This window comes from Sodalis sp. RH21, assembly GCF_047324175.1.
Classification (GTDB): domain Bacteria; phylum Pseudomonadota; class Gammaproteobacteria; order Enterobacterales; family Enterobacteriaceae; genus Acerihabitans.
The window spans coordinates 466,094-480,311 of sequence record NZ_CP178732.1 but is presented as its reverse complement, the minus strand read 5'-3'; the positions used below and the strand labels follow the sequence as shown (position 1 = coordinate 480,311).

Annotated in this window: 14 protein-coding genes; 6 read left to right on the top strand and 8 right to left on the bottom strand. The window is 52.6% G+C overall.

Annotated elements, in window-relative coordinates; translation table 11 throughout:
* Positions 1–172 precede the first annotated feature (172 nt).
* A complete protein-coding gene (locus ACL2XP_RS02285; RefSeq protein WP_413736965.1) occupies positions 173–1,732 on the bottom strand; it encodes an EAL domain-containing protein in 1,560 nt (519 codons plus the stop codon).
* 103 nt (positions 1,733–1,835) lie between these two features.
* On the bottom strand, positions 1,836–2,057 hold the full coding sequence (locus ACL2XP_RS02280; protein WP_413736964.1) for a hypothetical protein: 222 nt from the start codon (positions 2,055–2,057) through the stop codon (positions 1,836–1,838).
* Between the two features lie 253 nt (positions 2,058–2,310).
* Between ACL2XP_RS02280 and ACL2XP_RS02275 the strand changes: the two genes are divergently transcribed.
* On the top strand, positions 2,311–3,039 hold the full coding sequence (locus ACL2XP_RS02275; RefSeq protein WP_413736963.1) for a LuxR family transcriptional regulator: 729 nt from the start codon (positions 2,311–2,313) through the stop codon (positions 3,037–3,039).
* A 221-nt stretch (positions 3,040–3,260) separates the two neighbouring features.
* Here ACL2XP_RS02275 and ACL2XP_RS02270 read toward each other — a convergent pair whose 3' ends face one another.
* Positions 3,261–3,890: an acyl-homoserine-lactone synthase gene (locus tag ACL2XP_RS02270; protein ID WP_413736962.1), complete on the bottom strand. Its 630-nt coding sequence runs from the start codon at positions 3,888–3,890 to the stop codon at positions 3,261–3,263.
* A 205-nt stretch (positions 3,891–4,095) separates the two neighbouring features.
* Here ACL2XP_RS02270 and ACL2XP_RS02265 point away from each other — a divergent pair, with 205 nt between their 5' ends.
* Together ACL2XP_RS02265 and ACL2XP_RS02260 are read left to right on the top strand one after the other, a co-directional pair.
* Positions 4,096–4,842, top strand: coding sequence for a carbapenam-3-carboxylate synthase domain-containing protein (locus tag ACL2XP_RS02265; RefSeq protein WP_413736961.1), 747 nt, complete (start codon positions 4,096–4,098; stop codon positions 4,840–4,842).
* Between the two features lie 237 nt (positions 4,843–5,079).
* On the top strand, positions 5,080–5,979 hold the full coding sequence (locus tag ACL2XP_RS02260) for an SDR family oxidoreductase (RefSeq protein WP_413736960.1): 900 nt from the start codon (positions 5,080–5,082) through the stop codon (positions 5,977–5,979).
* A gap of 89 nt (positions 5,980–6,068) precedes the next feature.
* On the opposite strand, the gene exbD is transcribed toward ACL2XP_RS02260, so the two are convergent.
* Positions 6,069–6,494 carry a TonB system transport protein ExbD gene (exbD, locus tag ACL2XP_RS02255; protein ID WP_413736959.1) on the bottom strand — a complete coding sequence of 142 codons (426 nt, stop codon included), beginning with the start codon at positions 6,492–6,494 and terminating at the stop codon, positions 6,069–6,071.
* Between the two features lie 4 nt (positions 6,495–6,498).
* Entirely contained in the window at positions 6,499–7,464 is a 966-nt protein-coding gene (gene exbB, locus ACL2XP_RS02250) for a tol-pal system-associated acyl-CoA thioesterase (RefSeq protein WP_413736958.1), read from the bottom strand.
* Positions 7,465–7,761: 297 nt separating this feature from the next.
* Here exbB and metC point away from each other — a divergent pair, with 297 nt between their 5' ends.
* Together metC and ACL2XP_RS02240 are read left to right on the top strand one after the other, a co-directional pair.
* Complete coding sequence (gene metC, locus ACL2XP_RS02245) at positions 7,762–8,973, top strand: cystathionine beta-lyase (protein ID WP_413736957.1); 1,212 nt, start codon at positions 7,762–7,764, stop codon at positions 8,971–8,973.
* Positions 8,974–9,083: 110 nt separating this feature from the next.
* Positions 9,084–9,749, top strand: a complete 666-nt coding sequence (locus ACL2XP_RS02240) for a DedA family protein (protein WP_413736956.1) — start codon at positions 9,084–9,086, stop codon at positions 9,747–9,749.
* A gap of 46 nt (positions 9,750–9,795) precedes the next feature.
* Here ACL2XP_RS02240 and ACL2XP_RS02235 read toward each other — a convergent pair whose 3' ends face one another.
* Positions 9,796–10,710 (bottom strand): AraC family transcriptional regulator, encoded by a 915-nt coding sequence (locus ACL2XP_RS02235; protein WP_413736955.1) that lies wholly within the window; start codon positions 10,708–10,710, stop codon positions 9,796–9,798.
* Positions 10,711–10,998: 288 nt separating this feature from the next.
* On the opposite strand from ACL2XP_RS02235, the gene dkgA reads away from it, so the two are divergent.
* The gene (gene dkgA, locus ACL2XP_RS02230; protein WP_413736954.1) at positions 10,999–11,829 is read left to right on the top strand and encodes a 2,5-didehydrogluconate reductase DkgA; all 831 of its coding nucleotides are present in this window, start codon (positions 10,999–11,001) and stop codon (positions 11,827–11,829) included.
* Between the two features lie 57 nt (positions 11,830–11,886).
* Here dkgA and ftsP read toward each other — a convergent pair whose 3' ends face one another.
* Together ftsP and ACL2XP_RS02220 are read right to left on the bottom strand one after the other, a co-directional pair.
* Positions 11,887–13,299 (bottom strand): cell division protein FtsP, encoded by a 1,413-nt coding sequence (gene ftsP, locus ACL2XP_RS02225; RefSeq protein ID WP_413736953.1) that lies wholly within the window; start codon positions 13,297–13,299, stop codon positions 11,887–11,889.
* A gap of 123 nt (positions 13,300–13,422) precedes the next feature.
* Entirely contained in the window at positions 13,423–14,172 is a 750-nt protein-coding gene (locus tag ACL2XP_RS02220) for a 1-acylglycerol-3-phosphate O-acyltransferase (RefSeq protein ID WP_413736952.1), read from the bottom strand.
* Positions 14,173–14,218 lie beyond the last annotated feature (46 nt).

The following is a 14,218-nucleotide window of genomic DNA, read 5'->3' as shown; positions in this document are numbered from 1 at the left end:
AACGGCGAAGTCGATTGGAATATGGATGAAGACGAAGAAATTATCCATGTACATATTGGCTGTATACATGGATAAAAAAGCCACTGTTTGGCTTTGGGCTAAAGCTCACAAATTGATTGGTTTCCACTGCGCAAATGGCATTATGCTGCTAGCGCCTTGCCGCCGGTCCCGCTTATTGCTGCTCCAGGTAGTGGGTAAATTGCATCATGGGCATCGGCTTGGCAAAAAAGTATCCCTGCTGAAGCACCACGTGTTTATCCAACAGATAGCTCTTTTGCCGCGCGTTTTCCACGCCTTCGGCGATCAGCTGCATATTAAGCTTATTGGCTAAATCAATCACCACATCTACGATAATCCGCGTCGTGGTTTCCTGTTCAATCATCGCCACAAAAGATTGATCGATTTTCAAAAAGTCGATATTCATTTTGCTCAGGTAGGACAGGCCGGAATAGCCGGTGCCGAAGTCATCAATGGCGATAGCGACCCCTAACCGCTGCAAGGCGGCCAGGACATCAAGCGTGATATCGTTGACCTCGATTAGCTGCCGTTCGGTCAGTTCCAGCACCAGCCGGATATTCTTATCCTCTACCGCCCGCAGGAAAGTCTCGCAATCATCCACGATCTGCCGGTTGGCAAGATGCACCGCGGAGATGTTAATGGCGATATGCAAATGCTCCTCCCACCGCGCCGGGCTGGCGGCGACCACTCCCGCCACCCGCTGCATCAGTTGCTGCGTCAGAGGGATGATCAGACCCGATTCTTCGGCTAACGGGATAAACACATCCGGAGAAACAAAACCGTCGGTAGGATGGCGCCAGCGGGTCAGAATTTCCATGCCGACGCACTTATTGCTTTGCGCATCCATTACCGGTTGGAAAAAAGGTTCGAATTCTCCGCGTTCGAGCCCCTGAGCCATATTGGAATGGATGGAGGTAGTCGCCTTGAGCCAGTTGCGAATCAGCAGCGACATGATGAGGCAGACGATGATCGACAGCAAGATAACCAGGCCATAGGTATCGGTCAGGTAATGCAAGTATTGCTGTCTTGATACGTTGATATCGACTTTATAAGGGAATTTTTCCGAGCCGCGCGCCACCGAGATAAAGCCGGCCCGCATAGCGGCCACCGGCAGCAATTTGCCTTGAGGCGTCAGAAAGTTCTCTTTAATGGTCACGGTCGTACTATTGTTGGTATCGACAATGTTCATCAGATAAAGCATGTATTGGGTATCGACCACCACCCCCACCCCATCCTCGCCCCGATGTTTGCGCAAGACAATAACGGTACTGCCGGGAAATAACGCGGTGCCGGTGCGAAAGCCGATATCGGGGATTTTATCTTCGCTGGCCGAATTATAAAGCACGGTGGTCATGGTTTGCTTTAGCGGAATGGGGGCGCAATAGACACGCCCCTGGTGGGCCAGGTTCACCGTGCGCACCAAAGAGTGCTGCATCCCCATGATCCTGAGCTGGTCCACTACCGCCGCGCAAGGTCGGCCTAATAAGGTCAAGGCTTCGGTAGCGGTGTCGTCAGCATCGCTTAACACCGTGTCGATAAAACCTATAGTGCCGATCACTTCGCTTTGCGCGCGGTTTTTCAGCGCTTGCTGCGCGAACAAAGCGATGATGGCAATGGAAAAAACGAAAAAACATAAAGGGATGATCACCCAAAATATCGAGCGATGTTTATCGGCAATGAAGGCGATGATCCTGGCTTTAAGACTTATGGGCATTCAATGTTCCCTACTCGTCAACCCTTTGCGCGGTGCAGAGATTATCCCGATTATCCGCCTGAGCGAAACCGCTGGCAGTGGATGTAAGTATACACGCAGCTAATTATTTAATACTGAATATTGCAATTTGAAAAAGAAAAGCCGCTGGAAAAAATGCCGTTAAGATCGGATTATACGGGTGGCCATGTAAGCCGGCAAGCGCCGTTGTTCCTGGATAGTCGCTGCGCCTGGCGCCAAACCGCGCAAAAATCGCGCCAATCGTACCCGCCGTTACGCGTTTATCAGGATCTGGGTGAAGGGCGGCATAAAATATGCGGATATTCAATTATATTACTTTAGCTATAATAGCTAATTATAAAGTTGACTAATATATTCAAAAAACACATAATTATGGTGGTAACTTTATATCACTTACGTTAATCTAACGTTGAAATATTTCATTGACCAATTTCTGTATTTAATTTATTATAAAGTTTAATTATATTAGATAATAAAATATTTTATGCTAATTCCTTTCTGCTACTTTTGATTACTCCACTATGCCGCTAAAATCAAATAATAAGCATCATATGCACCTTATGCCTACATCAATTAATGACAGAGACAAACAGCTCATTGCCGATGAGATAAGCGATTTTATTTTCAGTGAGTTAAACTTTCCGGAGCATACCCGCTTCGCTTATTCCGTCATTAATAAGCGATATTTTGAAACGCCGGCCATTTATTCCAATTATCCGCAAGAATGGATAGAGAAATACATAAGGATGACATTATATAAACATGATCCTGTAATTCTTATTGCCACCAAACGTATCATGCCCTTCCCATGGAGCGACGACACGCAGTCGTTCGACCGAAGAGATGATAATGATATTTTTTCATCTTCGAAAAAATACAATATTTCCAGCGGCTATACTTTCCCCCTGCACGACCATGAGAACAATTTAGCAACGCTCAGCCTCTATATTGAGGATGACGGCGGGTTGTTGCAACAATGCGTTGACGAACACAAAACGAATATGCAGCTACTGCTGCTGTCAATTCATGAGAAGTATCTTTTGGGCAGGGTACAGTCTTATAAAGAACAGCGGAAAATAATTGAAAAAAAACTGACTGCGCGGGAAATCGAGGCGCTGCGCTGGGCCAGCATTGGCAAAACCTACAGTGAAATCGCCATCATTATGGGAATTACCGAAAGTACCGTGAAATTTCATATTGGCAATTTGATAGTTAAACTTGATGTAGTGAACGCGAAACATGCTATTAAAAAAGCGTCAGATCTGCGGCTTTTCACGGCTTATGAATAATGGCCTAAAGGTATTCAATGGCATGAACGGCATTATCCAGCGAGCATTGTTAATATGATCTATGGATAAATTTTAATCCATGCCATTGCGGCAGATACACGCCATTGATGCATGATTACCCGAAAGGCTTGATGATATAGTGGCCTTATTTTATCGATGGTCATGCTGGATAAAACTGGATTCAGGCGATATTGTCTGTAACAGCGAGTGACGATACATTATTAAAGATAAATAGGCCATTTTTTCAGATAGCTCCCCTCACAATAATGGCGTCGCCGGATATATTTAATCAGGGCGTCCTGACTGCCTTCGTCTATGCCAAGCCGCAACAAATAAACCGGTTCTTTCTTTTCCGATAATCCGATGCTTTCGACCGTGATATTCCATCCGCTGCGCTTAAGGATAGTATACATAGACTTGCTGCACACGGTCATGATGGCGTTTTTTCCTAGGGTTCTGGCATAATTAACCATGCCGAGGAATAGCAGATGGCAAAAAGGCAGTCTGGTATCCGCCAGGCTTTGCACGCGGGCTTTATCGACAAAAAAACGGCTCGACTCAAGCAGCATTTCATCCTCGGGCGCCTGGTAATCGAAAAATTCTTTAAATGGGCCGGTAATCATGTTGGGAAGGTTCATGCTGATAAAGCGTACGCTGCAAACAATATAACCGTCATAACACCCTAGCAAATAATCTGTGTTCTCATTATCATATTGATCGAATTCACGCTCGCCGACGCAGGAGACCTGCCAGTCCAAACGATCCTTGAAAGTTTTTTTTCTGAGCAGATACAATTCATCGAGCTTATCATTAATGATATCCTGGTACTTAACACTGATTAAATTAAACATAACCTATCCTTTATCATTATTAATGACTACCCTTTGCTTCAACAAAATACAAAGTGAATTGATAGTATCAGTAACAGAAAATCGTAACAACCTGTACTAAAGTTCAGGCTAACAGCTACACTTAATACCAGCTTTATATATATTTTATTAACGTGTATCGTCTGCCTATTACGTCATTTTTTTCCAGACATTGTTTTACTGATAATTGTTTTTACTGATAATAGTTATAAGAGGATGTATGAGCAATCGTTTCTGTGTCATTCTTAACCAAGGAAATAATATATTAACCGTATTAAAATACCCCCATGATAAACTCCATAAGCTCCGTCAGGGACACCTGCTGATTGGTGAACATACCCCCTATAAATCCTATGACCAGGAAGATGGATCATGGCATATCATAGGGCATATTGACAATCTACCGCTGTTAAATTACTTGTTGTTCAGTTATTACCCTTCCGCTGGTGATTTAATTAGTGAGGAAATAATTAGTTTTGCCGTCAAACGCTACGGCATGAAAATTATCGAGCTGTTAAAAGGTAATTTTTGCATCATCTATGAAGATGCCGAGGGGAACCTGACGCTGGTCACCGAAGACGATCAATCAAAGCAACCCGCTGAAATGGCGAAGCATATAGTTGTCGAGGATTCCATTGACGAGGGAGTTTCCCCGTCCGAACAGGGGTATGGAACCGATCGGCGCGCCCCATCCCCGGCAGGCAGGCTAAAAGAGTATCCCGATTTAGGCGGCAAGCTTAACGCCGCCGCGCCGTCATGCCAGTGCCCGCGCGGCATTTTTAAAAACCAGCGGCGGATATCCGTGACGCGCTGGCATGATAATAATTTGCAATTTATTCAGAGCTTCCGTTGCCCGCTCTATTCCGCACTAAAAGAAGTCGGTACGGACGAAAAACCCGAACCTTCTCCCGGTGCCGGCAGGTGCTCACTTTAATATAATAGTATTCTTATTTATGTGCCGCTTGCCTGGCCCATCCACGAATTCATATTAATTAAAATTCCATAAGTCGCTATATTAATTTCAAATACGCCTGGCGTCAGGTTTATTTTTAATTATTAAATTACAAAAATAAGAAATGTTATTATAACAAATCATGATTATTCGACAAACCCGGAAAATCGACTAGGCTTATCTCTAGCATAGACAGCCTATTAGTACAAGGAGACAACAATGGCCGATTTAGATCAATATACAATGCAAAATCCCGTGACTCAATATACTCAGGAAGAGTTTCCAAAACAGAGCCAGCCAGCGCCGGGATTACAATCAGAAATGACGCCGGTGCCGGATTGCGGCGAAAAGACTTATCGTGGGAGCGGTCGCCTGGCGGGACGCAAGGCATTGATCACCGGTGCGGATTCCGGTATCGGACGTGCGGTCGCGATTGCTTATGCCCGCGAGGGGGCTGATATCGCCATCTCCTATCATCCCGACGAACAAAAAGATGCCGATCAGGTGGCGGAGCTGGTCAAAGAAGCCGGACGTAAAGTCGTGCTGCTCCCAGGCGATTTAAGCGACGAGTCGGTGAATGTGAAAGTGGTGGAAGATGCGGCCAACCAACTCGGCGGCCTGGATATCCTGGCGCTGGTGGCTGGTAAGCAGACCGCGGTTGAAGATATTGCCGAACTGACCACCGACCAGTTCCGCAAGACCTTCGAAACCAACGTATTTTCGCTGTTCTGGATTACCAAGGCCGCGCTGCCGTTTCTGCCGGCGGGCGCGTCTATTGTGACCACCTCGTCCATACAGGCTTATCAGCCCAGCGCTTCGCTGCTGGATTACGCGTCGACTAAAGCCGCTATTCTCACTTATACCCGCGCGCTGGCGAAACAGGTGGCGGCAAAAGGTATCCGGGTTAACTGCGTGGCGCCCGGCCCTATCTGGACCGTGCTGCAAGTATCCGGCGGACAACCCACCGACGCGCTACCGTCGTTTGGCTCCAAAACCCCGCTGGGCCGTGCCGGCCAGCCGGCTGAACTGGCGCCTATTTATGTTTACCTGGCGTCGCAAGAATCCAGCTACGTTACGGCGGAAGTCCACGGCGTCACCGGCGGCCACCATTTAGGCTAACGCGACGGCGCCTATGCCGCCGGCCTGAAACGCAAAACCCCGCATCATTACTGCTGCGGGGGTTATTTGTCGCCGGCGAAAAAAGCGACTTAATGCTGCCCGGCGGCTTCCACGCCGACCAAACCCACTTTGAAATAACCCGCCTTGCGCAGATTATCCATTACCGACATCAGCGTTTCGTAATCCACGCTCTTATCGGCCTGGAAAAAGATGGTGGTCTCTTTATTGCCCTGGGTCTGCTGGTCAAGGGTATTGCCCAGCGTATCCATGGCGATCGGCTGTTCGCCGAGATAAAGCTGCTTATCCCCTTTGACCGACAGGTATATCGGCTTATCCGGGCGCGGCTGCGGCGCGGCGGAGGAGTTGGGCAAATCCACCCGGATATCGACCGTCGCCAGCGGCGCCGCCACCATAAAGATAATCAGCAGCACCAACATGACGTCGATAAACGGCGTCACGTTGATATCATGCATTTCACCGTCGCCGTCGATATCTTCGTTTAAATGCATCGCCATCTGTTTAGCCTACCCGGAATTTAGCAATGGGCTGGGTCGCACGGCGATCGGAACTGGCGGCCAGATCCAAATCGCGGCCAAGCAGCAATAGAATCTGCGCGGCGCAGTCGCCGACCATGGCTTTGTAGCCGGCGATGGTCCGCGCAAAGATATTATAAATCACTACGGCGGGAATAGCCGCAAACAGGCCGATTGCCGTGGCCAGCAGAGCTTCGGCGATACCCGGGGCAACCACCGCCAGGTTAGTGGTCTGGGTATGGGCAATGCCGATAAAGCTGTTCATGATGCCCCATACCGTGCCGAACAACCCGATAAAGGGCGATATGGCGCCAATGGTGGCCAGGAACCCGTTCCCTTTGCCCATCGCCCGGCTGGTGGCCGCGACGCTGCGTTCAAGGCGGAACGCGGTGCGCTCTTTAATGCCATTGCTGTCCGACGATTCGGCCGACAGTTCCAGTTCGTTTTGCGTCTGGGCCAGCAACCGGCCGCCGACGCTATTGGCGGAAAACGACGCGGCGGCGGCGAAAGCCTCATCCAGGTTGCGCACATCTTTCAGCGCGTCCAGCTCGCGGCGCAGACGGCGTTTAGCCGCCATCAGTTCGGCGCTTTTGCCAAAAAACAGCGCCCAGGTGACGATGGATGCGATCAACAAACCAATCATAACCGTCTTCACTACAACGTCGGCATGTTGATACATGCCCCAGACTGATAAATCCATTTGCGCCAGTTGCTGCTGCCCGGGGACGGTCGGCGCCACTTGCGGCAGCATTTGCGGGGCAGCGAGAGCGGTCGCGTTGTCCGGCGCGGCGACGCTCGGCGGGGCGGCCATGGCCGTCCCGGCCAGGCCGAATACAGCCAGACCGAAGAGCAGCAGCGCCGCGGCAAATATTCCGCGCGGCAGTGCGAGTAACGAAAAAACGCGTCCAAGCGCCGGGCGCACAAGGTCCTGGACAAAATTTATGACAGCCATCTTCACGCTGTGCCTCCACCTGATTCTTTACTAAAAAATAATCCAGGGAGAATGATAGCAAACAGGACGGGAATTGATAGTAGTTCTCATTATTATTTGTATCGATAGCGAACCGATTTTGCTTTGCCGTTCCCGGTCTTTTTATGGAAGAATTAATATCGTGTTTAATCATTTCTGCGGCAGCAAAACGTCTGCCGGCGGCGCGCATTCATGCTAACGTAGCAGGGTCCATCCAGGCATGGCTCGGCTTGGGGATCTCCTTAGAAAATACATTTCGTAAAAGGCACAGCGCAGATAATGACGGCAAAAAAAATTGAAACGGCATTGATTACCGCGGGCAGAGATAAGAAATATACCCAGGGTTCAGTGAATGCGGTAATTCAGCGGGCTTCCTCGTTAGTATTTGATTCGGTGCAGGCAAAAAAACAGGCCGCCGCGCAGCGCGCCAACGGCGAACTGTTTTACGGCCGACGCGGGACCCTGACGCATTTCTCCCTGCAGCAAGCCATGGTGGAACTGGAAGGCGGCGCGGGCTGCGCGCTTTATCCCTGCGGCGCGGCGGCGGTGACCAACGCTATCCTTTCTTTTGTGTCGGCCGGCGATCATATTCTGGTTACCGGTTCGGTTTATGAGCCGACCACCGATTTTTGCCGCCATATCCTCGGTAAGCTGAACGTCGCCACCACCTGGTTCGCGCCCACCATCGGCGCGGAAATCGCCGGACTGATCCAGGAAAATACCAAAGTGGTATTTCTGGAGTCTCCCGGGTCGATCACCATGGAGGTGCAGGATATTCCGGCGATCGTCAAAGCCGTACGCGCGATCAATCCCGAGATCGTAATTATGCTGGATAATACCTGGGCAGCCGGGATTCTTCTGCCGGCGCTGGCGCTGGGCGTGGATATCTCCATCCAGGCCGGCACCAAATATATTATCGGCCACTCCGATGCCATGCTGGGTACGGCGGTCGCCAATGCCCGCTGCTGGGACCAACTGCGCGAGCAGTCCTATTTAATGGGGCAAATGGTGGATGCCGATACGGCCTATATGGCGGCCCGCGGCCTGCGCACCCTGGGCGTGCGCCTTAAGCAGCATGCCGAAAACGGCATGCGCGTGGCCGCATGGCTTGCCGAGCGTCCCGAGGTGGCGGTGGTCAATCATCCGGCCCTGCCTGGCTGTAAAGGCCATGAATTTTTTAAACGCGATTTCACCGGCGCCAGCGGCCTGTTCTCTTTTATCTTAAAAGATCGGCTGACGCAGGCCCAGTTGGAGCATTACCTGGATAATTTCGAGCATTTCAGCATGGCCTATTCCTGGGGCGGCTTCGAATCGCTTATTTTAGCCAATCAACCCGAAGAAATCGCGGCCATCCGGCCTGCCGGCGGAGTGGATTTTACCGGCACCCTGGTGAGAATTCATGTCGGCCTGGAAAATACCGACGATCTGATCGCCGATCTGGCCGCCGGGTTCGCCCGCATTCAAGCCGCCGGCGCGGTTAATCGCCGATAATGCCAAACCGGTCTAAAATAGTTAATAAAATTGTTCAATTGCGTTCGCGATCGAGGACAGCCCGGAATATCGGCGCTAAGCTGTCAATAAAATGAGATGAGCAGGTTGAGATGAGCGTATTACATGAGATTGTCCGCGCACTTTGGCAACAGGATTTTGCCGCATTGGCGCATCCGCGGGTGATCTGGATTGTCTATTGTGTGATGTTCATTACGCTATTTCTGGAAAACGGTTTATTACCCGCCTCTTTTCTACCGGGCGACAGCCTGCTGCTGCTCTCAGGCGCCATGGTGGCCAAAGGGGTGATGGGTTTTTTCCCCACGCTGATCATACTGACCGTGGCGGCCAGCCTGGGCTGCTGGTTCAGTTATTTGCAGGGCCGCTGGCTGGGGGATACCCGCGTCGTCAGAAGCTGGCTGCTGCATCTGCCTGCCCATTACCACCAGCGCGCCTACACCATGTTCAACCGGCACGGCTTAATGGCGCTGCTGGTCGGCCGCTTCCTGGCGTTTGTCCGCACGCTGCTGCCGACGATGGCCGGCATCGCCGGCTTAAGCAATACCCGCTTTCAGCTGTTTAATTGGTTAAGCGCGCTGATATGGGTCGGCACGCTGCTCTCGCTGGGGTTTTCCATCAGCCACGTGCCGCTGGTCAAGCATCATGAAGATCAGGTGATGATGGTTCTGATGATCCTGCCCCTGGTGCTGCTGTGCAGCGGACTGCTGGGCACCGTGGTGCTATTTTTGCGCAGACGCAAAGTCAAGGATGCCGCCTGAGTCCCGTTCCCCGTTTTACCTGCCTTCCCCGTCTCCTGCCCTGCGCCTAGACCTGTAGGGTGGGACTCTGCCCCGGCACCCGGATGCGCGCCGCGTCTTCCCGCGGCGATACGCCGAAATAACGTTTAAATTCCCGGCTGAATTGCGACGGGCTTTCGTAACCCACGCGCATGGCCGCGGTGCCGGCGTTAAAACCATCGTGAAGCATCAGAATACGCGCCTTATGCAAACGGTAGGTTTTCAGGTATTGCAGGGGAGAAGTGCTGGTGACCGCTTTAAAATTATGATGAAACGCCGAGAGGCTCATATTCACATCGGCGGCCAATTGTTCGATGGTCAGGTTATCGGCGAATTGGCGCTCGATTTTTTTAAGGATCTTGGCAATCTGGTTGAAATGGGATTGCCGGTTCGCCAGCGCGTATAGCGCGTCGCCGCAGACGTCCTGCAGGAGATAATAGATAATCTCGCGCACGATGGCCGGCCCAAGAACCCGCGCATCCAGCGGTTTGTCCATGATATCCAGCAGGCGTTCGGCGGCGCAGAATAATTGCTCGGTCAGCGGCGCCGCATTGATGCCGCTGGACCGGGGGGTGACCGGCTTGAACTGCGCTTCGTCGCCCATATCGATAATCAAATCCTGCAGCATCAGGGTATCCACGCCGATTGACATGCCTACCAGCGGTTCGTCCCGCGAGGCGAAGGTTTCGCATTCAAATGGCAGCGGCACGCTCAGTAACAGATAGTGGCTGGCGTCATAGGTAAAAATCTTATTACCCAGATAACCGGTTTTCCTTCCCTGAAACAAAATGATGATCCCCGGTTCGTACATGACCGGCGTACGGGCATAGTACGTATCGGCAAACAGTAGCTTGACGTGCGGGATGGCCACCAGATTGTTTTGTTGCAGCAATTGCATGGCGCGCAGCGATAAGCGGGTACATAGGGAGAGGTTTTCTGTCATCGCCTGAATTCTCTGATTTGAATAATCCGGCAGCTATCTTGCCATTTTCGCCCACTTTTCTATAGCCCTTTGGAGAAATAGGCAAATTGCAGGCAGGAATATGCATTGAGTTCACCCCCGTAATTACCCACAATACATTATATCTTCTGCCGCATATCTGCTGCGTACCGACCACCGACTTACCCTTACTTGCCACATAGCCACGCAGCATCTACTAGAATAAATGATCTAACGATAAACCTAGGCCGCCCGGTTACGGGGCGGTAAATGGATATACAAGGAGAAATGATGTCAACGCAACCAACGGTAAAATTTCATGATGGACGTACCATGCCGCAGCTGGGTCTGGGCGTTTGGCAAGCCAGCAATGAAGAGGTTTTGACGGCGGTGCAGGAAGCGCTGAAAGTGGGTTACCGCTCCATTGATACCGCAGCTATCTACAAGAACGAAACCGGCGTGGGCGAGGCCCTGCAAGCGGCCTCGGTTCCCCGGGAGGAGCTGTTTATCACCACCAAGCTCTGGAATGCCGATCAAACCGTGGCGCCCAAGGCCCTGGAAGAGAGTTTGAAGAAACTGCGCCTTGATTATGTGGATCTGTATTTGATGCATTGGCCGGTTCCTGCGCAGGATACGTATGTCCAGGCCTGGCGCGATATGGTGAAACTTAAGGAAGAAGGCCTGGCGAAAAGCATCGGGGTATGTAATTTCCATGCGCCGCACCTGCAGCGCCTGCTGGATGAAACCGGCGTGGTCCCCGTCATCAACCAGATCGAACTGCATCCGCTGCTGCAACAGCGTGAATTGCGCGCGTGGGATGCCGCCCATCATATTCTGACCGAATCCTGGAGCCCGCTGGCTCAAGGCGGCAAAGGGGTGTTCGATCAGGAAATCATTCGCAAACTGGCGGAAAAATATGGCAAAAGCCCGGCGCAAATCGTGATTCGCTGGCACCTGGATTCGGGCCTGGTAGTGATCCCCAAATCGGTCACGCCGGCGCGCATCAAGGAAAACTTCGGCGTGCTGGATTTCAAACTGGCGCAAGACGAGCTGGACGCCATCGCCCAATTGGATAGCGGCAAACGCCTGGGGCCAAACCCGGATACCTTCGTTAAACCTTAAGCCGTACCGTGAGGTCCCGGCGGCGAGAGCCGCCGGGGCTTTCTGCGATCGGGCGCGTCACCGCGCGCTGACGGTAAACTGGCCGGCGCTGCCGCGATCGGCCATTTCCAGCGTCTGGCTGTAATAAAGGAAAGGGAAATGATCGCCCGCCACTTGCGGAAACCACACCATCAACTCCACCTCGCTTTCCACCCACACCGTATCTTTCCAACCCTGATCTTCCGGCAGCGGCGCATTGCCATTCACCCGCTTGATTAAAAACGCCACGCCCTGGATATGGAACGATTGCGGCGAATCGGTACGAACGATCCACCGCTCAAAGCTGCCCTGCCGCGCCTGGAAGTCGGTACGGTTCATATCCCACAACGCGCCATTGATCTCAGGCTGGCTACCGCCCAGACGGAACTCGCGCGTGTGGCTGATATTGCCGTCGATAACCTGATCCGCCAATAAGCGCATCGGCAGATTATCGGTTACCAGGGGCAGCAGGCCGGTGGGTTTCAGGGTCAGCACGATAGTCGAGATCAGCATCGAGGAAGGCTCGAAAAAGCCCCGCACCCGGTCCATGATCCCCGCGGCTACCCCGGCGGTAATGGACACCTCTTCCCCTTTCGACATATCGATCAGGATTTCACGGCGCTCGCCCGGGGCCAGCGAAAGTTGGCTGACCGGGACCGGGGCGGGCAAAAAGCCCTGATCGCCGGCGACCACCTGCATAATGCGGCCATCGCTCAATTGCAGCTGGTAGCGGCGGGCATTGGAGGCATTGAGCAGCCGTAGCCGCACCCAGCCCCGGGAGACTTCGACGTAGGGGCTTTGCGCCCCGTTCGCCAGCAGGGTATCGCCGAAAAAGCCGCCGTTGGCCGGAGGGCTATACACCGGCGTGCCAAAGTTATCCAAGCGTTTATCCTGGATAATCACCGGAAAATCATCCACGCCATAGTGATTGGGCAGCGGCGATGATTTACTGACTTCATCCTCCACCAGCCACAGCCCCGCCAGTCCATTATAGATATGCGGCGCCATGCGGTTGGGGGTATTGGCGTGATACCAGCAGGTGCCCGCCGGCTGGCGTATCGGAATGACCGGCGACCAATCCACGCTGGCCGACATCATGCGCGGCGCGCCGCCCATCAGCGTGCCGGGCACCTGCAGGCCGCTGACGGTCATGGACACCGGTTCGTTGAGGCGGTTGTTATAGATAAGCTTGACGTCGTCGCCGTTATACACCCGCACCGTCGGGCCGAGATAACCGCCGTTAATGCCCCAGGTGGCGGCGCGCCGGCCGGGAATAAACTCCCAATGCGCCCGCTGCAGGGTGAGAAACAGCGGCTGGCCGCGGCGCGACTCCAGCAGCGGCGGAATGGGTAAAGCGGTCGGTTGCCCATTGGCACGTGCCCTCAGCGGTATTGCGCTGGTGCAAAGCGCAACGCCTGATGCCTGAATAAACTGACGCCGACTGAGTGACATATCTGCTCCGTAAAAAGCCTGTAAACCCGATGCAACCTTACGCCCGCCAACCGCTGCCGGGGTAATTCATCGATGGCCGGATCGGCCATAAAATCACAATGTATTGACTATAAACTGCCCGGACTATTTGTTGCGCCCTGTTTTTTGCCGCCCTTCGCGCCTGGCCACTTCCGCATCCAGCTCCGCCAGCCTGGCCGCCATGATGTCGCGGCAATGTTCGGCCAGCGCGCGCACCTGGTCCCGGCCATAAGGCGCGGTATCCACCGGCGGCAGGATTTCAACGATTACCAGGCCGTTCGACCAGCGGTTCAGCTTGATTTTATTGGACGTATTGGAGACGCAAATCGGCACCACGGGCACCCCGGCGGCGATGGCCGCATGGAATGCGCCCATTTTAAACGGCATAAGCCCGCGGCCCCGGCTGCGGGTACCTTCGGGGAACATCCAGATGGAGATGTTTTTCTTTTTGATGTGTTTGACGATTTCGGTAATGGTGCCGTGCGCCCGCGAGCGATTTTCGCGGTCGATCAGTAAATTGCCCGTCAACCAGTAAAGCTGGCCGAACAAGGGTATCCACAGCAGGCTTTTTTTGCCCACCGTCACCGTGCGCGGCTGCACCATGCTCGCGGCGGTCACCATATCGTAATTATTTTGATGATTAGCGATATAAATACAGTTTTGCCGGGTCACCATGGAGGAGGGATAACGCAGTTCCACTTTCAGCCCCAGCAGCGGCGCCATACGGCCAAACATCCGGCCGAAGGTGGCGACATGGCGTGGATTTCTTGGGCTGAAAAGACAATAAATCAAACCAAATACGCAGATACAAATAGAAAGCAGCACCACCACAATGGTACGAATTATCGCTAACATATTAACCTCTTAACCATCAGCCGCCGCTAGTATACCGGCTTCATGA

What these genes read in the sequence shown, in the direction of transcription:
- ACL2XP_RS02240 (WP_413736956.1), top strand. Translation starts at nt 9,084, where the DNA reads ATGAGCGTATTACATGAGATTGTCCGCGCACTTTGGCAACAGGATTTT.
- dkgA (WP_413736954.1), top strand. Translation starts at nt 10,999, where the DNA reads ATGTCAACGCAACCAACGGTAAAATTTCATGATGGACGTACCATGCCG.
- ACL2XP_RS02270 (WP_413736962.1), bottom strand. Translation starts at nt 3,890, where the DNA reads ATGTTTAATTTAATCAGTGTTAAGTACCAGGATATCATTAATGATAAG.
- exbD (WP_413736959.1), bottom strand. Translation starts at nt 6,494, where the DNA reads ATGGCGATGCATTTAAACGAAGATATCGACGGCGACGGTGAAATGCAT.
- metC (WP_413736957.1), top strand. Translation starts at nt 7,762, where the DNA reads ATGACGGCAAAAAAAATTGAAACGGCATTGATTACCGCGGGCAGAGAT.
- ACL2XP_RS02275 (WP_413736963.1), top strand. Translation starts at nt 2,311, where the DNA reads ATGCCTACATCAATTAATGACAGAGACAAACAGCTCATTGCCGATGAG.
- ftsP (WP_413736953.1), bottom strand. Translation starts at nt 13,299, where the DNA reads ATGTCACTCAGTCGGCGTCAGTTTATTCAGGCATCAGGCGTTGCGCTT.
- exbB (WP_413736958.1), bottom strand. Translation starts at nt 7,464, where the DNA reads ATGGCTGTCATAAATTTTGTCCAGGACCTTGTGCGCCCGGCGCTTGGA.
- ACL2XP_RS02260 (WP_413736960.1), top strand. Translation starts at nt 5,080, where the DNA reads ATGGCCGATTTAGATCAATATACAATGCAAAATCCCGTGACTCAATAT.
- ACL2XP_RS02235 (WP_413736955.1), bottom strand. Translation starts at nt 10,710, where the DNA reads ATGACAGAAAACCTCTCCCTATGTACCCGCTTATCGCTGCGCGCCATG.
- ACL2XP_RS02285 (WP_413736965.1), bottom strand. Translation starts at nt 1,732, where the DNA reads ATGCCCATAAGTCTTAAAGCCAGGATCATCGCCTTCATTGCCGATAAA.
- ACL2XP_RS02220 (WP_413736952.1), bottom strand. Translation starts at nt 14,172, where the DNA reads ATGTTAGCGATAATTCGTACCATTGTGGTGGTGCTGCTTTCTATTTGT.